20 protein-coding genes and 1 pseudogene are annotated in these 19,177 nt (G+C 62.5%); 10 read left to right on the top strand and 11 right to left on the bottom strand.

The window, feature by feature from the left end:
* Both C1D09_RS03805 and C1D09_RS03800 read left to right on the top strand, forming a co-directional pair.
* A partial coding sequence (locus C1D09_RS03805) for a DUF1214 domain-containing protein (RefSeq protein ID WP_143973062.1) occupies positions 1–331 on the top strand: 331 nt, incomplete at its 5' end.
* Positions 324–893 (top strand): DUF1254 domain-containing protein, encoded by a 570-nt coding sequence (locus tag C1D09_RS03800; protein ID WP_143973061.1) that lies wholly within the window; start codon positions 324–326, stop codon positions 891–893. The genes C1D09_RS03805 and C1D09_RS03800, both read left to right, overlap by 8 nt.
* Positions 894–925: 32 nt before the next feature.
* Here C1D09_RS03800 and C1D09_RS03795 read toward each other — a convergent pair.
* Positions 926–1,897 (bottom strand): annotated as a pseudogene (locus tag C1D09_RS03795) (IS630 family transposase).
* Positions 1,898–2,465: 568 nt separating this feature from the next.
* Between C1D09_RS03795 and C1D09_RS03785 the strand changes: the two are divergent.
* Entirely contained in the window at positions 2,466–3,500 is a 1,035-nt protein-coding gene (locus C1D09_RS03785) for a DUF2336 domain-containing protein (RefSeq protein ID WP_143973059.1), read from the top strand.
* Here C1D09_RS03785 and C1D09_RS03780 read toward each other — a convergent pair.
* The 3 genes from C1D09_RS03780 to C1D09_RS03770 all read right to left on the bottom strand — a co-directional run bounded on the left by C1D09_RS03780 (position 3,478) and on the right by C1D09_RS03770 (position 6,441).
* Positions 3,478–3,825, bottom strand: a complete 348-nt coding sequence (locus C1D09_RS03780) for a DUF1491 family protein (protein ID WP_032929456.1) — start codon at positions 3,823–3,825, stop codon at positions 3,478–3,480. The genes C1D09_RS03785 and C1D09_RS03780 overlap by 23 nt on opposite strands.
* Before the next feature lie 83 nt (positions 3,826–3,908).
* Complete coding sequence (locus C1D09_RS03775; RefSeq protein ID WP_143973058.1) at positions 3,909–4,718, bottom strand: peptidoglycan-binding domain-containing protein; 810 nt, start codon at positions 4,716–4,718, stop codon at positions 3,909–3,911.
* On the bottom strand, positions 4,693–6,441 hold the full coding sequence (locus tag C1D09_RS03770; RefSeq protein WP_143973057.1) for a sensor histidine kinase: 1,749 nt from the start codon (positions 6,439–6,441) through the stop codon (positions 4,693–4,695). The genes C1D09_RS03775 and C1D09_RS03770 overlap by 26 nt, the downstream gene beginning before the upstream one ends.
* A gap of 533 nt (positions 6,442–6,974) precedes the next feature.
* Here C1D09_RS03770 and C1D09_RS03765 point away from each other — a divergent pair.
* Together C1D09_RS03765 and C1D09_RS03760 are read left to right on the top strand one after the other, a co-directional pair.
* Positions 6,975–7,325 (top strand): DUF5330 domain-containing protein, encoded by a 351-nt coding sequence (locus tag C1D09_RS03765; RefSeq protein ID WP_143973056.1) that lies wholly within the window; start codon positions 6,975–6,977, stop codon positions 7,323–7,325.
* Between the two features lie 100 nt (positions 7,326–7,425).
* Positions 7,426–7,854, top strand: coding sequence for a SufE family protein (locus tag C1D09_RS03760; protein ID WP_143973055.1), 429 nt, complete (start codon positions 7,426–7,428; stop codon positions 7,852–7,854).
* Between the two features lie 80 nt (positions 7,855–7,934).
* Here C1D09_RS03760 and C1D09_RS03755 read toward each other — a convergent pair whose 3' ends face one another.
* Together C1D09_RS03755 and C1D09_RS33635 are read right to left on the bottom strand one after the other, a co-directional pair.
* The gene (locus tag C1D09_RS03755) at positions 7,935–8,360 is read right to left on the bottom strand and encodes a Ros/MucR family transcriptional regulator (RefSeq protein WP_019857114.1); all 426 of its coding nucleotides are present in this window, start codon (positions 8,358–8,360) and stop codon (positions 7,935–7,937) included.
* 509 nt (positions 8,361–8,869) lie between these two features.
* Positions 8,870–9,013, bottom strand: coding sequence for a hypothetical protein (locus C1D09_RS33635; RefSeq protein WP_246135646.1), 144 nt, complete (start codon positions 9,011–9,013; stop codon positions 8,870–8,872).
* 112 nt (positions 9,014–9,125) lie between these two features.
* Here C1D09_RS33635 and C1D09_RS03745 point away from each other — a divergent pair, with 112 nt between their 5' ends.
* The 3 genes from C1D09_RS03745 to C1D09_RS03735 all read left to right on the top strand — a co-directional run bounded on the left by C1D09_RS03745 (position 9,126) and on the right by C1D09_RS03735 (position 12,412).
* Positions 9,126–11,249 (top strand): S9 family peptidase, encoded by a 2,124-nt coding sequence (locus C1D09_RS03745; protein ID WP_143973054.1) that lies wholly within the window; start codon positions 9,126–9,128, stop codon positions 11,247–11,249.
* Positions 11,246–11,872, top strand: a complete 627-nt coding sequence (locus C1D09_RS03740; RefSeq protein WP_143973053.1) for a LysE family translocator — start codon at positions 11,246–11,248, stop codon at positions 11,870–11,872. The genes C1D09_RS03745 and C1D09_RS03740 overlap by 4 nt, the downstream gene beginning before the upstream one ends.
* Positions 11,873–12,022: 150 nt before the next feature.
* Positions 12,023–12,412 (top strand): SET domain-containing protein, encoded by a 390-nt coding sequence (locus C1D09_RS03735; RefSeq protein WP_140768676.1) that lies wholly within the window; start codon positions 12,023–12,025, stop codon positions 12,410–12,412.
* Positions 12,413–12,497: 85 nt separating this feature from the next.
* Here C1D09_RS03735 and C1D09_RS03730 read toward each other — a convergent pair whose 3' ends face one another.
* The 4 genes from C1D09_RS03730 to C1D09_RS03715 all read right to left on the bottom strand — a co-directional run bounded on the left by C1D09_RS03730 (position 12,498) and on the right by C1D09_RS03715 (position 15,709).
* Entirely contained in the window at positions 12,498–13,445 is a 948-nt protein-coding gene (locus C1D09_RS03730) for a cytochrome c (RefSeq protein ID WP_143973064.1), read from the bottom strand.
* A 9-nt stretch (positions 13,446–13,454) separates the two neighbouring features.
* Complete coding sequence (locus C1D09_RS03725) at positions 13,455–13,892, bottom strand: c-type cytochrome (RefSeq protein WP_143973052.1); 438 nt, start codon at positions 13,890–13,892, stop codon at positions 13,455–13,457.
* 161 nt (positions 13,893–14,053) lie between these two features.
* On the bottom strand, positions 14,054–14,653 hold the full coding sequence (locus C1D09_RS03720) for a superoxide dismutase (protein WP_143973051.1): 600 nt from the start codon (positions 14,651–14,653) through the stop codon (positions 14,054–14,056).
* A gap of 177 nt (positions 14,654–14,830) precedes the next feature.
* Positions 14,831–15,709, bottom strand: coding sequence for a branched-chain amino acid aminotransferase (locus tag C1D09_RS03715; RefSeq protein WP_143973050.1), 879 nt, complete (start codon positions 15,707–15,709; stop codon positions 14,831–14,833).
* 154 nt (positions 15,710–15,863) lie between these two features.
* On the opposite strand from C1D09_RS03715, the gene C1D09_RS03710 reads away from it, so the two are divergent.
* Both C1D09_RS03710 and C1D09_RS03705 read left to right on the top strand, forming a co-directional pair.
* A complete protein-coding gene (locus tag C1D09_RS03710; RefSeq protein WP_143973049.1) occupies positions 15,864–16,523 on the top strand; it encodes a haloacid dehalogenase type II in 660 nt (219 codons plus the stop codon).
* Between the two features lie 174 nt (positions 16,524–16,697).
* Complete coding sequence (locus C1D09_RS03705; RefSeq protein ID WP_143973048.1) at positions 16,698–17,528, top strand: L,D-transpeptidase; 831 nt, start codon at positions 16,698–16,700, stop codon at positions 17,526–17,528.
* Positions 17,529–17,590: 62 nt separating this feature from the next.
* Here C1D09_RS03705 and C1D09_RS03700 read toward each other — a convergent pair whose 3' ends face one another.
* The gene (locus C1D09_RS03700) at positions 17,591–19,129 is read right to left on the bottom strand and encodes a helicase HerA-like C-terminal domain-containing protein (RefSeq protein ID WP_143973047.1); all 1,539 of its coding nucleotides are present in this window, start codon (positions 19,127–19,129) and stop codon (positions 17,591–17,593) included.
* Positions 19,130–19,177: the final 48 nt, after the last annotated feature.

Raw genomic sequence — 19,177 nt, 5'->3', positions numbered from 1 at the left:
CCAACTCAGGCGGGAATGCAGCTACAGGATAGAGGGCGGATTCCCGACCGCCCGCTTCTGGACGCTCTATGCCGCCGATCAATCGCTCGGCGTCGTCGAAACCGGCAAGCCGCGGCTTGCCGCGCTTCAGTCCTACGAGGTGCTGCGTCAAGCCGACAATTCGGTGACCATCTCGGCCGGCCATCACCCCATGCCAGGCAACTGGCTTCTGACCGGCGGGGCTGGACGGATGTATTTCGTCCTGACCTTCTACGACACGCCGATCGCCAGCAGCACCGGCCTGTCGGACATCTCGCTGCCCAGGATCGTGAAGGCCGGCTGCGATGCGTAATGTCCTGGCCGCGCTGCGCCGTCTTTTTCACGCCGTGCTGCTCGGCGTGGTCGGTGCGGGCATCGTCCACATCGTGGTGCTGCTTCTGGTGCCGGAATTTTCGGAACGCGATGCCTGGTCGCGACTGTCCATGGCATCCGACCTCTACCGGATGAACCGGCTCGACGCCGAGGCGGGTGGCGCGCCGGTGGTGAAATCGGTCGACCCGCTGTTCTATGCCACGGCCTGCCGGTTCGACCTCGAGGAAGGCATGGTGCGGATCAAGGCGCCGGGGAACGTTCCCTTCTGGTCGGTGTCGGTCTACGACCGCAACGGCCACAACATCTATTCCTTCAACGACCATACGGCCACCGACGGCAAGCTTGATGCCGTGGTGCTGACGCCGGCGCAGATGATCGACGTGCGCAAGGATTTGCCCGAGGACCTGCAGGGAGCGATCTTCGTCGAAGCGCCGATCGACGAGGGCATCTTCGTCATCCGCACCTTCGTTCCGGACGACAGCTGGAAGCCGATCGTGTCACGCTTTCTCGACCAGAGCTCCTGCGAGCTGCAGGATTTCTAGACTCTGTCTTTGACGCAATTCCCTAGACTCTTTCACGTTTTGACGGACGCGTATCCGGCGTTTGCGAAATAGTTGCGGCATTCGGCTGCCTCGATGGTTTGGACGAGGTGGCCGATGTGTCGCCAGGTGTCCTCGACGGTGCGTTTCTGCGCCTGGCGCATCCAGTGTTTGATCTTGGCGAAGGCCTGCTCGATCGGATTAAGGTCCGGCGAGTAGGGCGGCAGGTACCAGAGCCTGCGGCCTTGATCATTTGCCTGATGGCCGCGGACTTGTGGCTTCCCAGGTTGTCCATGACAACGATATCGCCGGGCTTCAGTGCGCTGATGAGCTGCTGTTCGACATAGGCGCGGAAGCATTGGCCGTTGATCGGTCCGTCGAAGACGCAAGGCGCCGCGAGCCGATCGCAGCGCAGCGCGCCGAGGAAGGTCAGTGTGCGCCAGTGGCCATGCGGAGCCAGGCCGCGCAGCCGCTTGCCCTTCGGCCCCCAACCGCGCAGCGGAGCCATGTTGGTCTTGATCCAGGTCTCGTCGATGAAGACCAGGTTCTGCGGATCGAGGCCGGCCTGCCAGGATCGCCACCGTTGGCGCCGGCGGGCAATATCGGCGCGTGCCTGCTCAAGGGCGAACAGCGTTTTTTTTGAAGCTCAGCCCCTCGCGGCGCAGGTATTGCCACACCGCATTGTGCGAGACCTTGACCCCGCGAGCGGCCAACTCATCCTTCAGGCCATGCAGCGTCAGATGCGGCGTCTCACGTATACGGCCCTCGATGAAGGCGCGATGCGGCTCCAGCACCCTTTTGCGATGTCCCCCCATCTTGCCCGGCGTAACTGAGCCGGTCGCCTGATGGCGCTGCAGCAGCTTCACGGCTGCCGAAGCCGAAATGCCAAACCGTTCAGCGGCCGACCGGCGGCTCTCGCCGCCCAAAACCGCCGCCACCACTCGTTCGCGAAGATCGTTGGAAAGAGGTCGAGTCATCAGATGCTGGCCTCCATTCCCAGCCAGCATCTTGAATCACAAAATCTACAAATCGGGAATCCCTTTCGATTCCGTCAAACCTTGAACCGCTCTAGGGAAAGCGCTGCGCATTCCCGGAAAAACCGCTTCACACTTTTCCTGATCCTGAAATTGCTCTGGCCAGAAGTCCAGAACTGACGGCCTGACGGACCAGGCCGCCGCTTCAGTGGTGCGGCACCGGCGTCCGTGGCGATCCCGGCTTGTCGGGGCCGGCAGGCCGAGCCTCGCCGGTGCTGGACCGCTCATAACGGATGCCGGGAAAGATGATCACCGCCGCCGGTATTTCGGTGGTTTGCTTGGCTCGATTACTCGGTGCCGCTCGCGGCACGAAAGACAGTACCATGCCCATGATTCGCGCATTCCTCTCGGTTTCCCCGGAGCACAACGCAACGCCTCCAAATATCATTAAGGCCGGCAGAGGGTTAACGGAGCGCTAACGGATCACCGCTAACTTGATCTTTGTCTTGAGGTCAGGAGGTTCTGACCGGAACAATCGCGAAACCGACACCGTCCCGGTTGAGCGTGGTCAAGGCTGTGTATCGAGTATCGGGTATCCTTCGTGTCATCTTCGGACTTCAGGCAAATCGCGATACGGACGGAATCGGGCAAGGCCGAAAGGCTGTTCCGCGCCGCGGTGTCGGCGTTCTGCTCGCTGACCCGCCCGTCGCGCCGCGAGATCGGCCAGCTCGAAGACCTGACGCTGCCGCTGTTCGACGATGTATCCGTCGAATCGCGACGCTACGTCGCCGCCGCCCTTTCCGAATGCGAGTATGCTCCCGCGGCACTCGTGCGCCGGCTGTGCGAGGAACCTGTCGACATTGCCGCGCCGCTGCTGATCCGCTCGCGCGCGGTCAGCGATATTGACCTCATTGCGCTGATCGGCCGGCACGGCCTGCCGCATGCGCGCGCCATAGCGCGCCGCAAGGACCTGAACCCGACCATTGCCGACCTGATCAGGGCGCTCGAACGGCCGACACTGGTGCGGGTGCGGGAACCGGACGTGCAAGCCTCCACGGAGCCAACCGTCGCAGCCGCGAATGCGGAAGCTGTCGAGCATAATGCTTCCAGCCAACGGTCTCCCGGCATTGCCGCCGAGGATGCGCGGCGCAGGCTGCGCTCCATGATGCGCACCGGCGACGAAGCATCGGCGGCGAAGGTCGATGCGTTCCCCGGGTCGGATACCTATGTCAAACTGCGCGAGACGGCGCTGACAGGGAACGCCGCGTTTTTCCAAACGGCGCTTGCGGACGCGCTCGACATTGATTTCCCGACCGCGCGCTCGCTGACTGCCAGCCAGAACTATGCATCACTGCTCGCGGCGCTGCGCTCGCTCGACTTCAGCGAAGACAGGGCTTTCCTGATCACGGTCGCCATCTATCCTGGCCTCTTCCCGCACCCCCAGGCCATCCGTACCTATCTCGACCGCTATCGCCTGCTGCATCGCGATGTGGCTCTGGACCGGGTACGGGGGTGGAAGGCCGAGGCCCTCTCCAGGATGGTTCGTGACGCGTCGCCCGCAAACAGCGACAACCGCCAGGCGTCGAAAGGCGACGAGGCCACGGCTCCCGCCCTCAGGGCGTCTTCACGGAAATAAGCTCCTCGACGGGAACGGTGCCGGCCTCGATCTCCACCACCCAGATGTCGGGATCGAACTTCTTTTCCCTTTCAAGCCGGGCATCGAGCACGGCCGGATCGTCGCCGGCGGCGAGAAGGCTGAAGAAACGGTCGTCGGGCTTGGCCGAATCGTAGCTTGTCTGCGGAGCCGGCCCGTAGAGGGCGACGTCACCCAGCCTGCCCCGCGTCAGCACGAAAACGGCACCGGCCTCGGTCGCGCCACGGTTGACCACGGCGGCAAATCCGCCGGCGCCGAAAACGCGGCGCACCAAGGCAGAAACCCACAGATCCGACGTGACGCGCATGAGAAAGCTCCGAAAGCGTGCGGGCTATCTAGCGACAATTCCGCCGCTCGGCGAGCCGTCGTTTCGGCCTCGTTGGTCGAACCTCAGTTGGTCAGACCGATCTCGCGCATCTTGACATAAACGATCTCGTCGGGCTCGCCGGTCTGCGGCAGGCCGAACAGCGACTGGAATTCCTTGATCGCCGCCTTGGTGCGCGCGCCGACGACACCATCCAGCTGCATATCGTCATTGCCGAACGCCTTGAGCCCGGCCTGGATCTTGACGATGCGGGGGTCGGGCCCCTGGGTCGGGGCGGCAGCTGTCCGCCCGGCATTCGCCTGCCCGGAATCTGTCTGCCCATTTGTCTGGAGGGACACCGGAACGGCGGCCTGCGTATCCGGGCGCGGCTGCGGTTTGGGCACGGAGGCGGTCTTCGGCGTAGCACCAAGCTGGTCGAGCAACAGGGCATCGATATCGCCGGAAGCGTTGAGACCGACCTTCTGCTGGTAGGCCTGTATGGCCTTGCGCGTGTTGGGGCCGGAGATGCCGTCGACCGTGCCGGAATAGAAGTCGAGGTCCTTCAATATGCCTTGCACCTGCTCGACCACCGGATCGCCCTTCATCGGTGCCGGCGCCGCATTGGGCCGCACGATGTTGATCGTTGTCTCCGGCTCGTCGGAGGCAGTGTGCGGAAACCCCTGGAAATTGCGGGTGGCGAAGAACGCACCGGCATGGGGGAAAGGCTGATACCACAGCGCATTCGCCGAGACATAGAACAGCGTCACCAGGAATGCCGTGGATCCGCCCACCAGGACCGGGTTGCGCGAAATCATCCCGCCGACGGCCACGGCGCCATCCTGGAAGGCGTTGCTGCGGCGTTTGACCGCCTTAGGCTGTTTTGCGGAGCGAGCCATTTCGGTCCCCTTTCGCCCTCGTCACCGGCATCGTCAGCACCCCTGCCTCGTTCGCCGGGCGCCCCTTCGGCCCGTTGACCGGCAGGCTGATGGTCACCGTGGTGCCCTCGCCCGGCATGCTTTCGATGGACATGGTGCCTTCGTGCAGCGCCACCAGCCCCTTCACCAGTGAAAGGCCAAGGCCCGTGCCCTCGAAACGGCGCGTATAGTCGTTCTGGATCTGGGTGAAGGGCTTGCCGAGATTGGCGAAATCCTCCTCGGCGATGCCGATGCCGGTGTCCCTGACCCAGAAATGCAGGCGCGAACCGATCCGCTTGGCGCCAACGACAACATCGCCGCCGTTGGGCGTGAACTTGATCGCATTGGAGACGAGATTGATCAGCATCTGCTGCACGGCGCGGCGATCGGCGTTGATGTCGCCGGCGTCCGGAGCGATCTGCGTCTGCAAATCGATGTTCTTGGCCTGCGCCTGCAGCCGCATCATCGACTGGCACATGTCGACGGCTTCCATGAACCGGAACGGCTCCGGATCCGCCGTGTAGGCGCCCGATTCGATCCTCGACACATCGAGTATGGATGTCACGACGGCCAGAAGGTGCTGCCCCGAATCCCGCACCAGGGTGACATATTCCTTCTGGCGCGGATCCTTGAAGGCGCCGAACATCTCATGCAGCAGCATATCCGAGAAGCCGATGATGGCGTTCAGCGGCGTGCGCAGTTCATGGCTGACCACCGCCAGGAACCGGCCCTTGGCCACTTCCGCGGCTGCCGCGGTCTCATTGGCCTGCGCCAGTTCCTCACGCAGACGGGCAGTCTCGTCATTCTCGCGCAGCACCAGCGTGAAGACGTCCCTCTGCTCCTCGCCACGCAGGAGTTCGAGCAGGAATGGCCGGTAGTTATCGGCCATCGAGCGCGTGTCATTCTGGCCATTGCCGTCCTGGGGCAGCCTGACGCGCAATTCGAGGCGGCGCGAGGCAGCGCCATCGCGCATGTCGGCCAGGGCGCTGAGATAGGAGACACGGTCCGACAGATGGACACGGTCGAAGAAGCCGGTTCCGGAAAGCAGTTCCGGCGGCAATTTCAAAAGCGTGCGTGCCTTGGCGGACGCATCGAGCACCTCGCCATGGCGGGCGACCCGCAGGATCACAGCGTCGATGATGTCTTCCAGCCGATCGCCGGTATCCAGCGTATCGGCCGCACCGGCGCTTTCGCTAAACGCCGACAGGCGCGGGATCAGCGTCAGCGCCCAGGCCAGCGGCACCAGCCAATGCCAGGCCGCGATCTGCGCGCCCGCGAAGGGCAAGAAGGCGCCAGCCAGAGGCTGAAGGGCAATGGCGGCAATGGCCGAGACCGCTCCCCACAGGGCAGCACGCCGCGAAGCGCCGATCCACCAGGCCTCGAAGGGCAGCGCCACGGCAAGCACGGCGACGGGAGAGCTCAACCCGCCGGCGGCGGCGATCAGACCGGCAAGGGCAACAGCAGCCATCGCCAGGACAATCGGTGCCGCCACGGGCATCTTGCCGGTAGCCGCCACCAGCAAGGCGACGAACCAGCACAGGCCGAAGGCGGCAAAGATGGCGGCCATGGTCACAGCGGCGCCCATGCCTGATGTGACCAGCGTGACCGCGGCACCGGCGGCCAAGAATGGCGCGGCCAGCATGACACCGATGAAACGGCGTTGGCGCTCGCGGCCGCTCTGCCCGAGAATGGAGGGATGGACCATACGTTCGCAACCGGCGGCAATCGCGCCAGGCAATTCAGCGTATCTGGCCTTGATCGGCATCAACTCAACGCACTCGCACTCGTCGTGAACAGCTCTGCTTATGCAGATTGTTTTGATTGGCTCCGAAACTCTCATCCAGCGTTTAAGGAATGGATAAGGGCAGGGCCAACCAAGGCCCGGCCCGTGCAAATATCGGGATCGCGGCGGTCGAAAACCCGGGCAAATGCCGCCATAGTAAATGGAGGGTTATCTGCGAACGCCTGCCGCCACCGGATCATGGACCAGGAGCGGACCGGCCGAATTCCAGAAAAATTCAGTGGAAACAGCAGGATACATGGTTATCAAGAGGTAACGAAAATCGTCTCGATATGAAGCTAATCCATGGCAAAACGCATCGTTTCGAATTTGCCTAAAATTTGAGGAAAATTGTCGCTGTGCGCGCAAGCCGTCCTTTGTGCCTGTGTGCCAACATCCTGCCCATAAAAGAGGTCATGCCATATGATGCATGATCCGGTCACGACGAGAGGCAAGGCATGTTCTTCCTGATAAGAATGGCTTTCTGGTTTTCACTGGTGCTGCTGGCGCTGCCGCTGAGTGTCGGTTCCGACGAGCCGGGGCAGGAAAGCGTAGGGCCGATCCAGGCCTTGTTCGCGGCACGCGACGCGGTGGGCGACATTGCCGGCATCTGCGAGCGCAAACCCGACGTCTGTGAGACGGGCAAGTCGGCAATGCACACCATCACCGCGCGTGCCAAGGAAACCGCCAAGATCGCGGCCGCCATGCTGGACGACAAGTCCATCGGCCCCGACACGTCGACAATGACGGGCAGCGTGGCGGAAGAAATCGCCCTGCCCGAGACCGTCAACCTGCCGGTCAAGAATTAAGCCGTCCCGACGGCACACCGCTGGCTGTCTGCCCTCTCGACGCCCGCGGTGTCCTTGTTTTTTCCGTGACGCGGGGCCGCCGCGTGACTATATCCGGGTCATGACGACCACGATCCAGACAATCCGCGACGACTTCTCCTTCCTTGACGAATGGGAGGACCGCTATCGCTACGTCATCGAGCTCGGAGAGGCGCTGCCTCCCTTTCCAGATGAGGAGCGCAATGCCGCCAACAAGGTCCCGGGTTGCGTCAGCCAGGTCTGGCTGACCACCGAACGGGGACCGGGCAGCGATCCGGTCATCACTTTCACGGGGGATTCCGACGCCCATATCGTGCGCGGTCTGGTCGCCATCATGCTGGCGCTGTTTTCCGGACGGACCGCCAGCGACATCCAGAAAATCGATGCCGAAGCGACGCTGAAGGCACTCGGCCTGGACGAGCACCTGTCGCCGCAGCGCGCCAACGGCCTCCGCTCGATGGTCAAACGCATCAAGCGCGATGCCGAGATGGCACTCAAGCAGACCGCCTGACGCCCCAGGCAGCCTGTTCTCCAAACTCAAACGGCGCCCGAAAGCGCCGTCGATGTCGGTTCGACCTGAGGGAACAGCGACTACCGCGCCTTGCGCTTGCGGCCAAGGCCCATCTTCTTGGCGAGCTGCGAGCGGGCCGCCGCATAGTTCGGAGCAACCATCGGATAGCTCGGGTCGAGATTCCACTTTTCGCGATACTGCTCCGGCGTCAGATCATAGTGGGTCATCAGGTGACGCTTGAGCGACTTGAATTTCTTGCCGTCTTCAAGGCAGACAATGTAATCGTCATGAACCGAGCGCTTCGGGTTGACAGCCGGCTTCTGCTTGTCGGCAGGAGGCTGTTCGGCGGTTCCGCCCACACGCCCTAGAGCGGCGTGGACATCGGATATGAGGTTCGGCAATTCGCCGACGGGCACGGGGTTGTTGCTTACATAGGCGGCCACCACATCGGCGGTCAGCTCGATCAGCGCATCGTTGTTTCTGGAAGGTGTTTCGACAATATCCATGGTCTTCAGGCCCCAACAAGAGTTACGTCGATATGCGCCCTTTTTTACAGGCAGGGCATCGCACGAATTTTGAGCAGGTAGTGTTTCTACGATTCGTGTCGTGGGCACATCAATGCGACCAAGGATCAAGTAAGTCAATTCGCCCTTTGCATTATATTTAGGAAAGCTGATCAACTATTCGCCAGTCAGCTTCAATCTTTCGTGCATCATGTAATTTTTCGATATTTCGTTGGCCAAACCGGCACCGCCTCACGTCGCGTCAGCTGAGCGTTACATTCGCGATAACTCACAAAGCAGTTTTCAATGCTCTGGTTTGCTTTGCCGATGCGCCGTCAATCTTGGTTGTTCACACCTGTCTACAAAACCGTAGGTTGCCGCTCATCTTTTCGCCGACAACTAGGCGACATGTCCCGCCGGACTCATCACGCTCAGCCGCGGGTGCATCGTCCGGCCATCCGCAGGACGGTCCCGTTCGGGTATGCGGGCTGCTTCTGGGAGATGCCGGACGGCTATTCGCGCACGTCGAGCGTGTCGCCGAGCGGCACATTGGCCACTTGCCAAGCCGCGAATACGGTCGCATGAGACTGGCCGGCAAAGACCAGAGTGAGCGAAGCGACGGCGAAAGTCGCGGCGATCCGAGATCGAATAGTCATCTTTCCTCCCGGCCCAGCTCATGGAGCCGACACCACCCCTAGGTTACGGCCCTTGAACCCACCCCGATCGGCGTGTTCATTCATCATCCAAGATAGTTCCCAGCGAGACGCAATGACCAAGACTTCCCGATTTCCGATCGTCAGCCCACCGACACCGCAGAAGCGGCCGGTTATCGACACGCATCACAGCATCACGCGAACCGATGAATATGCCTGGCTGCGGGCCGACAACTGGCAGGAGATGTTTCGGGACCCTTCCCTGCTGGATGCCGGCATCCGCGCCGAACTCGAAGCCGAGAATGCCTACCAGTCGAAGCTGATGGCCGACACTTCAGACCTGCAGAAGCAGCTCTTCAAGGAGATGAAGGGCCGCATCAAGGAAGACGATTCTTCCGTTCCAATGAAGGACGGGCCCTATGCCTATGGGTCTTCCTTCAAGCTCGGCGGCGAGCAGCCGCGCTATTTCCGCATGCCGCGCGAAGGCGGAACCGAGCAGATCCTGCTCGACGGCGACCTCGAGGCGCAAGGCAAGCCCTATTTCAGGCTCGGCGGTGTCGACCATTCGTCCGATCACCGCAAGCTGTTGTGGGCATTCGACGACAAGGGGTCCGAGTTCTATACGTTGCGCGTGCGCGACCTTGCCGATGGCAAGGACCTGGCGGACCAGATTCCCGCGACAGGCGGCTCGGGCGTGTGGGGCGCAGGCAATGACGGCTTCTTCTATACGCGCCTCGACCCCAACCATCGGCCCTCGAAGGTGCTGTTCCACACGCTTGGACAAGACCCTGGGACCGACCGCTTGATCTATGAGGAAACCGATCCGGGCTTCTTCATGAATGTCGACGGCACCCGCGACAACCAATGGATCATGATCGGCATCAACGATCACGAGACCTCGGAATATCGCCTGTTGAGCGCCAGCGATCCCTTTGCCGAACCCAGGGTGGTTTGCGCGCGCGAGACCGGCCTTCAATATGAGCTGGAGGAAGGCGGCGACATCTTCTTCATCCTGACCAATGCGGACGGCGCCAAGGACTTCAAGATCATGACGGCCCCGGTAAGCGATCCGGTCCGCGCCAACTGGCAAGAGCTGGTGCCGCATGAACCGGGCCGGCTGATCCTGTCGGTGATCGGCTTCAAGGACCATATGGTCCGGCTCGAGCGCAAGGAAGGCCTGCCGCGCATCGTGGTGCGTGACCGCAGCAGTGGCGAGGAGCATCTCCTGTCTCTCGATGAGGAGGCTTTCTCGCTCGGCCTGTCGGGGTCCTATGAATACGACACCGAGATCATGCGGTTTTCCTATTCGTCGATGACAACGCCGGCGCAGGTGTTCGACTACAATATGCGCACCCGCGAACGCGCCTTGCTCAAGACCCAGGAAGTGCCATCCGGCCATGATGCGGACCATTATGTCACCAGGCGGCTGATGGCGCCCGCCGCCGATGGCGAGTTGGTGCCGATCTCGCTTCTGCACCATCGCGACACGCCGCTCGATGGATCAGCACCTTGCCTGCTTTACGGCTACGGCTCCTACGGCATCACCGTGCCGGCCGCCTTCAATACCAACTGCCTGTCGCTGGTCGACCGCGGCTTCGTCTACGCCATCGCTCATGTCCGCGGCGGCAAGGACAAGGGTTACGGCTGGTATGATGACGGCAAGCGGGCGCACAAGATGAACACGTTTACGGATTTCATCGCCTGTGCGCGCCATCTCGTTGCCGAGCGCTATACCGCGCATGACCGCATCGTCGCGCAAGGCGGCTCGGCCGGCGGCATGCTGATGGGCGCTATCGCCAATATGGCGCCGGACTGCTTCGGCGGCATCGTCGCCGAAGTTCCCTTCGTCGACGTGCTTACCACCATGCTTGACGCGACCTTGCCGCTGACCCCGCCGGAATGGCCTGAATGGGGCAATCCGCTCGCGTCGGCCGATGACTACCGCACGATCGCCGCCTACTCGCCCTACGACAATGTCGCGGCCCTCGACTATCCGCCGATCCTGGCGCTCGCCGGCCTCACCGATCCGCGCGTCACCTATTGGGAACCGGCCAAATGGGTGGCGCGGCTGCGCGACCGCAAGAGCGGCGACAATCCGGTGCTGTTCAAGATCAACATGGATTCCGGCCATGCCGGTGCGTCCGGCCGGTTCTCAAGGCTTGAGGAAATCGCCTATACCTATTCCTTCGCGCTGAAGGTGGCGGGAAAGGCGCAGCTTGCCGAGGAGACGCTCAGATGATCGATCTGTCCACGCTGATTGCCTATATCGCCGTCGTGCTCGGCTTCGTCTTTATCCCGGGTCCGGCCACGCTGTTGACGATCGCCCGGGCAACGAGTTCGGGAACGAAGGTCGGGATCGCGACCGGCGCCGGGATCGCGGCTGGCGACATATTTCACACTGTCATGGCGATGGTCGGCATTTCGGCGATCATCGCCACGTCGGCGACGCTTTTCAGCATCGTAAAATTCATCGGCGCGGCCTACCTCGTTTACCTCGGCATTCGCGCCATCATCGAGAAAAGGCCGACCCACCCCTCCGCCGGCGCGCTCGCGATCTCCGCCGGCAAGGCGTTTCGGCAAGCTGTCCTGACCGAAGTGCTCAACCCCAAGACCGCGCTGTTTTTCCTGGCATTCCTGCCACAGTTCGTGCGGCCCGAAAGCGGAACGGTGATGCTTCAATTGGCCGTATTGGGAATTGTCTTTGTCGTGCTCGGTCTTTTCAGCACGGTCGTCTTTGCCGTGAGCGCCGGTCGCCTCGGCAGTTTCCTGCGTCGAAATCCGACCGTGCTGAAGTGGCAAGGCAAGGTTGTCGGCGGCATCTACTGTGCCCTGGGCGTGCGCCTCGCCTTGCAGCAACGCTGAGGCTCCGGACGGCACGTTCACTTTTGGGTTCGGCGATCATGATTTTTTGAATTTCGGATTGCTCATTTTCCCTCGCAATTGAGATGGTCGCGCGTTACCCCTGCACGACTTTTCCGGGCGACGAAGCCCGCACTCGCACAAGGGTTCATTATGCTGCTCGTCGACGTCTATCTCGACAAATCGCCGATCCAGGGCATCGGCGTCTTTGCCAAGCACCACATCCCCAAGGGCACGCTGATCTGGAAGCTCGACCCCCGCTTCGACCGGATCATCGACGTCGAGACCTATGAGGGCGAAACCGGGCCGGTGAAGAACTATCTCGACCGCTATTCCTACCCGGACCGGCGCGATCCGGCCTATATCGTCTTCGAAGCCGACGACGCCCGCTACATGAACCATGACGACGAGCCGAATTGCGACGTCTCCTCGCCCGAGGAAACCTTCGCGCTGCGCGACATCGCACCCGGCGAGGAACTGACCTGCAACTACAACCATTTCTTCGAGACGGGCTTCGATTTCCTCGGCGATCGGCACCTCTAGAGCAGTTGTCTCGACGCAATCCCAAGGGAAAGCGCGACGGCGCTTTCCGGGAAAACCGCTTCACACTGTTCCTGGAATTGTCTAATCAACTCGCCGGCTTGCGCGCGGGATAACCGTTCGGGTGCGGCGGCACCGCCTTGAGATAGGCGGCGATCGCGGCCCGGTCCCCCGCTGTCAGCTCGGCCATGTTGCGCTGGACGTCGACCATCGCGCCGCCGACGGAATCGAAATTGGGCGTGAAGCCGGTTTCGAGGTAGTTGGCAATGTCGGCTTCCGACCAGCTGGCGAGGCCGCCCTTGCCCGATGTGATGTTGGGCACGATGCCCGGGCCATCGGCCGCCACGGCACCCGCCAGCCACTCGCCTTTCTTCGTCCCGCCTGCGAAGTCACGCGGCGTATGGCATTCGCCGCAATGACCCGGCCCTTCGACCAGATAGCGGCCGGCTACCGCCGGATCAGGTGCGCTGCTGGCCAACGCAACAACAGGCTGGTTGTCAAGATAGAGGCGCTTCCAAAGGCCGATGCCGCGACGGATGTTGAAGGGGAAACCGAGCGAATTGTCCGGCGCCTTGCCGGCAACGGCGGGCAGCGTCTTCAGGAAGGCATAGAGATCGGCAATGTCCGACGGTTTCATGCGGGCATAGGACGGGTAGGGAAAGGCCGGATAGAGATGCTCGCCGGACGGCGAAACGCCATTGAGCATGGCGTTGGCGAGATCGTCGACCGACCACGCACCGATGCCATCTTTGGGGTCTTGCGAAATGTTGGGTGGAACAAACGTGCCGAACGGCGTCTTGAGTTGGAGGCCACCGACCAGTTGAAGCCGCGCATCACCCTGCGAGCCCGGCTTCGCATGACAGGAGGTGCAGCCGCCGGCATAGAAAATGCGCTTGCCCTTGCTCGCGTCGCCCGGCCCGAGTTGCGTCAGGACCGCGGCATCGAGCTTGACCGGGGCCGACAGCAGCCAACCACCGGCCGCGCCGACGCCGCCCAGAACGATAGCCGCGCCGGCGAGTTTCTTCAGCCATGCCATATCAGGCAATCAGCCCTTCTTGACCCTGTAGCCCTGGTGGCAGGTGCCGCAATCCGAACCGATGGCGCCGACTTGCGCCTTCAGCGCGTCGACATCGGCGGGAGGCGCCGCTACCGCGGCCTTGACGTTGGACAGATACTTGTCCTCGACGGCCTTGAAGCCGACCGTGTCTTCCCAGATCTTCGGCCCCGCCGTGGTGTCGCCGACATCGCTGCCTTTCGGGAACAGCGCATCGACGTCGAACTTCTCGGCATTCGCCTGCAGCGCCTGCAGCTGTGTCAGCACGGCGCCGGCATCAAAGGCGTCCTCGCCCTTGGCGACCTTCGCCAAGCCGCCGACGATCTTTCCGCGTTCCTTCATCAGGGCCTGCCGGTCGATGATCGGATCGGCAAAGGCCGCCGAACCGGCGAAGGCGAGCATTGAGATGGCGACGACAAGCTTTCTCATTCATTTGGCTCCGTGATGAAGGTATTTGGGACACGACGTTAACGGATGCGACGGAGGGAATATTCCCTCGCCTCGGATGGTTTTTCCGGGCTTTCGCAGCCACTGATATCGGCACAGAAAGAGAAAGACCCCGGGATTGCCGGGGCCTTTCTCTTTGTCGATTACTTCGCCTTTTCGTAGAGCTCCAGCACATGATCCCAGTTGATCAGGCTGTCGACGAAGGCCTCGAGATATTTCGGACGGGCGTTGCGGTAGTCGATGTAATAGGAGTGTTCCCATACGTCGACGCCGAGGATCGGCAAGGCGCCATGAACGAGCGGGTTTTCGCCGTTCGGGGTCTTCGAGATCGCCAGCTTGCCGTCCTTGACCGAAACCCAGGCCCAGCCCGAACCGAACTGCGTCGTACCGGCTGCGATGAAATCAGCCTTGAACTTGTCGTAGCCGCCGAGATCGCTGTCGAAAGGCTTCTGCAGTGCGCCCGGCAGCTTGTTGCCGCCCCCGCCCTTCTTCATCCATTTCCAGAAATGGATGTGATTGTAGTGCTGCGCGGCATTGTTGAAGAGGCCGGCATTCTTGCCGAACGACTGCTTGACCACCTCTTCGACCGACAGATCGCCCATTCCGGCCTCGGCAGCCAGCTTGTTGCCATTGTCCACATAGGCCTTGTGATGTTTGTCGTGGTGATATTCCAGCGTCTCTTTCGACATGTAAGGCTGCAAGGCCTCGTAGTCGTAGGGCAGAGCGGGCAATTCAAAAGCCATGGGTAGTACTCCCTCGTGGAAAAATCCGGTGTGGATACCGGATTAAGATAGGACTGGATTGAGCTGGGACAACTCCGGAAATGAAGCGCCGGTTCCCTTCTAAGCGGGTTCCGGAAAACTGTCACACGGTTTTCCTGCGGCGAAGCGCGCAGCGACAAAAAGGGCCAAACCGGCGCGTCAGCCGGTCGACGCCGAATGCGCCCAATCCCAATAGAGCTCGCGCGCCTTCTTGGCCACCGGGCCGGGTTGCAGATTGCGATCCTCGATGCGGGTGATCGGCACCACCTTGGAGTGGTTGCCGGTCGAGAAGATCTCGTCCGCTTCAAGGAAATCGCGCACCGACAGCGTCTTTTCCGTCGTCTTGAATCCGTACTCGCCCAGCAACGTCATCGTGCGCGAGCGTGTGATGCCGGAAAGGAAGGTGCCATTCGGCGCCGGCGTCAGCACGTGGCCATCCTTGACCAGGAAGATGTTGGAGCTTCCGGTCTCGGCGACGTTGCCCAGCATATCCAACACCAAAGCATTGTCGAAGCCGCGCATCTTGGCCTCGAGGATGGCGCGGCCATTGTTGGGATAGAGGCATCCGGCCTTGGCATTGGTCGGCATGGTTTCGATCGTCGGGCGCCGGAACGGCGACACCGTCACCGAAAACCCGGCCGGCGAGATCATCGGCGACTCATAGAGGCAGAGGCAAAAACGGGTCGAAGCCGGGTCGGCCGGCACGCCCATGTAGCCGCCGTGCTCGGCCCAGTACATCGGCCTGATATAGACCGCCGTCTTGCCGTCGAACTTCTTCAATCCGTCCCGGGTCAGCCCGACGATCTGTTCGGGCGACATGTTCGGCTTGAGGCCAAGCGCGATCGCCGAGGCATTCACCCGCCTGGCGTGGAGGTCGAGATCGGGCGCCACGCCCTCGAACCAGCGCGCCCCGTCGAACACGCTGGTGCCAAGCCACATGGCGTGGCTGCGCGGGCCCAGAATGGCGACATTGCCCTCGTACCAGTCGCCGTCGACGAAGGTCCATGTCGCGGATTGCGCCGCTGCCGCCAGTGTCATCGCGTTGTCCCGTTCCGACCAATCTTGTGTGACAACATTGGATGATGCTTTGGCCGCCGCCGTCAACGGGCATCGAGGAGTTTTGTTGATGCCAGCGGCGCAGCGGTGCAATCAAGGCTTGCACCTTGCCCCGCCTCGCCTCAAGACTGTCGCCATGCAATACGCCGCCTATGTTTTCGACGCCTACGGCACGCTGTTCGACGTGCACGCCGCCGTGCGCCGGCATGCCGACCGTATCGGCCCGGACGGCCAGTTGCTGTCCGAAATCTGGCGCGCCAAACAGCTCGAATATTCCTGGGTACGCTCGCTGATGGGCGCCTATGCCGATTTCTGGCAACTGACCGAGCAGGCGCTCGACTTCGCCTTGCGCAAGGTCCCCTCCGCCGATCCCGGCCTCAGGACGAAACTGCTGGAAGCCTACTGGCGCCTGGACTGCTACCCAGAAGTCCCGGCGGTGCTCAAGGCGCTCAAGGCCTCTGGAGCCAGGCTGGCGATCCTCTCCAACGGCTCGGCCGAAATGCTGGAAGCAGCGGTCAAATCGGCCGCGCTCGACCAGGTTCTGGACGACATCTATTCGGTCGATACGGTGCGGCGCTTCAAGACAGATCCAGCGGTCTACGACATGGTCGCCACCGGCTGGCGCCTCTATCCCGGCGCGGTGTCCTTCCAGTCCTCCAATCGCTGGGACATTGCCGGCGCCACCAAATTCGGCTTCCGCACCGTGTGGATCAACCGCTCCAACCAGCCCGAGGAATACCGGGATTTTCCGCCGGCCCTGATCCTGCCGACCCTCGAAGCGCTGGTTACCGCCTAAGGTGCCGAGCTGTGACCCAGGCGCCACAGTGGCGGCGCAGTCACAGCTTCGCCTTTGTTTGTCCACGTTCGGGCCAGAATCGGAACCGCCTATCGCCTCAGGTGTTGTCAGGCACCCGCCTAGCGGCAGGCGTATTCACGCTTTGTTGCAATTTGAGTCCTAAAGAAGGCAGCCATGTCCATAACCGAAATCGAATCCTACCGCCTGAGCCGTCGCGGCTTCCTCAACGCCGCAGCATTGGGCGCCGCATCGATTGCGGTTTCCGCATGCGCCACCACCGGGCCGGCGCCGGTCCAGCCTCCGCCGCCAACCTATGTCGAGCCGCCCCTCGCCGACTACGCGTCGATGTACGCGGCTGTCAGCGATGGCGGCTTCGACCTGCCGGCAATCCCCTTCGACAGGATCGATCCACAGTTCCTGCGCCAGATCGTTCCCGACCCGACCGGGCAGAAGCCCGGAACGATCGTTGTCGATACGACAGGCCATTTCCTCTATCTGGTTCGTCCGGGCGGCCAGGCCATCCGCTATGGCGTCGGTCTCGGCCGCGCCGGCTTCGAATGGTCGGGCGACGCCGTCGTCCAGTGGAAGCAGAAATGGCCGAAATGGACGCCGCCGGATGAGATGGTCGCCCGCCAGCCGGAACTGAAGCAGTACAGCGCCGACAATGGCGGGATGCCCGGCGGGCTGAAGAATCCGCTCGGTGCCCGCGCGCTCTATCTCTTCCAGGGCAATGTGGACACGCTTTATCGCCTGCACGGCTCGCCGGAATGGAAGTCGATCGGCAAGTCGGTATCGTCGGGCTGCGTGCGCCTGATAAACCAGGACATCATCGACCTCTACGACCGCGTGCCCTCGAAAACCCCTGTCATCGTGACCAGCGATGCCAGCCAGCCGATGGCGGCGGCGGCAACGGCGAACCACAAGGCCATCCCGATCGACGCCGGGGTGCCGGACGGATCGGTGCTGCTCGGCCCGGTCAAGGCCGTGACGAACGCGATCTTCTGATCCGACAACCCCTATACAGATGCTCAGCGCCCCGCGTTCAAGCGAACGCGCGGCGCTACAGTCTAGCGGCCTCTCGACAGGCTTCCCAAAATCCCGCGCACGATCGCGCGCCCGACTGACGCGCCGACCGAGCGCACCACCGACTTGATCGCGGCCTCCGCCACCGTCTGGCGATTGGAGGGGCGCGGCGCCGGCGCGCGGCGGCCACCGGACTGCGGTGCGGGACCGTCATTGCCGAAGCCCGGTATGGTCCAGCGCGAGCCGCCTGTGCCCGCCTGCTGCTCCGCGTCCTGTGCGTCCTTGGCCTTTTTCTGCAGCATCTCGAAGGCCGATTCGCGGTCAATGACCTGGTCGTATTGGCCAGTGACCGGACTTTCCGCGATCAGCTTCTGCCGTTCGGCGGGGGTTATGGGTCCAAGCCGCGAAGATGGCGGCCGGATCAGCGTTCGCTGGACCATGGACGGCACGCCCTTGGCCTCCAGCGTCGAGACCAGCGCCTCGCCGGTGGCGAGCTGGGTGATGGTGGTGGCGCAGTCGAAATCGGGATTGGGGCGGAACGTCTCCGCCGCCGTCCGAACCGCCTGCTGCTCACGCGGCGTATAGGCGCGCAGCGCGTGCTGGACGCGGTTGCCGAGCTGGGCCAAGACCTTTTCCGGGATATCCAGGGGGTTCTGCGTGACGAAATAGACGCCGACACCTTTCGAGCGGATCAGGCGGACCACCTGCTCGACGCGGTCGATCAGCACCTTCGGCGCCTCGTCAAACAGCAGATGCGCCTCGTCGAAGAAGAACACCAGCTTCGGTTGGTCGGGATCCCCCACTTCGGGTAGTTCCTCGAACAGCTCCGACATCAGCCAAAGCAGGAAGGTCGCGTAGAGGCGCGGATTCATCATCAGCTTGTCGGCGGCCAGCACGCTGACGGCGCCCCGGCCGTCACGCGTGGTGCGCATGATGTCGGAGATGCGCAGGGCCGGCTCGCCGAAGAAGTTGGCCGCGCCCTGTTGCTCCAGCACCAGCAGCGTGCGCTGGATGGCGCCCACCGATGGCTTGGTGACATTGCCGTAGCGCGCGCTGATCTCCTCGGCGCGCTCGGCGATGTTGGCAAGCAAAGCCTGCAAGTCCTTGAGATCGAGAAGCAGCAGGCCTTCTTCATCGGCAATGCGGAAGGCAATGTTCATGATGCCCTCCTGCGCGTCGGTCAGGTTCATCAGCCGCGACAGGAGAAGCGGTCCCATTTCCGAAATGGTGGCGCGGATGGGGTGGCCCTGTTCGCCGAACAGGTCCCAGAAGATGACTGGGAATTCCTGGAAGTCGTAAGGGTCAAGCTTGACCTGCGCGGCCCGCTTGACCAGGAAATCCTGCGCCGCGCCCATCATCGCGATACCGGACAGGTCGCCCTTGATGTCAGCGCAAAATACCGGCACGCCGGCATTGGAAAAACCTTCGGCCAGGATCTGCAAGGTGACGGTCTTGCCGGTGCCGGTGGCACCGGTCACCAGGCCATGGCGATTCCCATATTGCAGCAGCAGTTGCTCCGGGCGCTGGTAGCTGTCGTCGGGCTTGCGGCTGGCGCCGATGAAAATACTGGTGTCGTCAGCCATATGTCGGGTCTCCGCAAACTGATGTGTCAAAAGCCAGCCTTTGCCCGA

The sequence above is a fragment of the Mesorhizobium intechi genome, assembly GCF_002879535.1.
Taxonomy (GTDB): domain Bacteria; phylum Pseudomonadota; class Alphaproteobacteria; order Rhizobiales; family Rhizobiaceae; genus Mesorhizobium; species Mesorhizobium intechi.
This window is presented reverse-complemented; position numbering and strand designations above follow the sequence as displayed.

What these genes read in the sequence shown, in the direction of transcription:
- C1D09_RS03800 (WP_143973061.1), top strand. Translation starts at nt 324, where the DNA reads ATGCGTAATGTCCTGGCCGCGCTGCGCCGTCTTTTTCACGCCGTGCTG.
- C1D09_RS03780 (WP_032929456.1), bottom strand. Translation starts at nt 3,825, where the DNA reads ATGCGCGTCACGTCGGATCTGTGGGTTTCTGCCTTGGTGCGCCGCGTT.
- C1D09_RS03775 (WP_143973058.1), bottom strand. Translation starts at nt 4,718, where the DNA reads ATGGCTCGCTCCGCAAAACAGCCTAAGGCGGTCAAACGCCGCAGCAAC.
- C1D09_RS03770 (WP_143973057.1), bottom strand. Translation starts at nt 6,441, where the DNA reads ATGGTCCATCCCTCCATTCTCGGGCAGAGCGGCCGCGAGCGCCAACGC.
- C1D09_RS03765 (WP_143973056.1), top strand. Translation starts at nt 6,975, where the DNA reads ATGTTCTTCCTGATAAGAATGGCTTTCTGGTTTTCACTGGTGCTGCTG.
- C1D09_RS03760 (WP_143973055.1), top strand. Translation starts at nt 7,426, where the DNA reads ATGACGACCACGATCCAGACAATCCGCGACGACTTCTCCTTCCTTGAC.
- C1D09_RS03755 (WP_019857114.1), bottom strand. Translation starts at nt 8,360, where the DNA reads ATGGATATTGTCGAAACACCTTCCAGAAACAACGATGCGCTGATCGAG.
- C1D09_RS33635 (WP_246135646.1), bottom strand. Translation starts at nt 9,013, where the DNA reads ATGACTATTCGATCTCGGATCGCCGCGACTTTCGCCGTCGCTTCGCTC.
- C1D09_RS03745 (WP_143973054.1), top strand. Translation starts at nt 9,126, where the DNA reads ATGACCAAGACTTCCCGATTTCCGATCGTCAGCCCACCGACACCGCAG.
- C1D09_RS03740 (WP_143973053.1), top strand. Translation starts at nt 11,246, where the DNA reads ATGATCGATCTGTCCACGCTGATTGCCTATATCGCCGTCGTGCTCGGC.
- C1D09_RS03735 (WP_140768676.1), top strand. Translation starts at nt 12,023, where the DNA reads ATGCTGCTCGTCGACGTCTATCTCGACAAATCGCCGATCCAGGGCATC.
- C1D09_RS03730 (WP_143973064.1), bottom strand. Translation starts at nt 13,445, where the DNA reads ATGGCATGGCTGAAGAAACTCGCCGGCGCGGCTATCGTTCTGGGCGGC.
- C1D09_RS03725 (WP_143973052.1), bottom strand. Translation starts at nt 13,892, where the DNA reads ATGAGAAAGCTTGTCGTCGCCATCTCAATGCTCGCCTTCGCCGGTTCG.
- C1D09_RS03720 (WP_143973051.1), bottom strand. Translation starts at nt 14,653, where the DNA reads ATGGCTTTTGAATTGCCCGCTCTGCCCTACGACTACGAGGCCTTGCAG.
- C1D09_RS03715 (WP_143973050.1), bottom strand. Translation starts at nt 15,709, where the DNA reads ATGACACTGGCGGCAGCGGCGCAATCCGCGACATGGACCTTCGTCGAC.
- C1D09_RS03710 (WP_143973049.1), top strand. Translation starts at nt 15,864, where the DNA reads ATGCAATACGCCGCCTATGTTTTCGACGCCTACGGCACGCTGTTCGAC.
- C1D09_RS03705 (WP_143973048.1), top strand. Translation starts at nt 16,698, where the DNA reads ATGTCCATAACCGAAATCGAATCCTACCGCCTGAGCCGTCGCGGCTTC.
- C1D09_RS03700 (WP_143973047.1), bottom strand. Translation starts at nt 19,129, where the DNA reads ATGGCTGACGACACCAGTATTTTCATCGGCGCCAGCCGCAAGCCCGAC.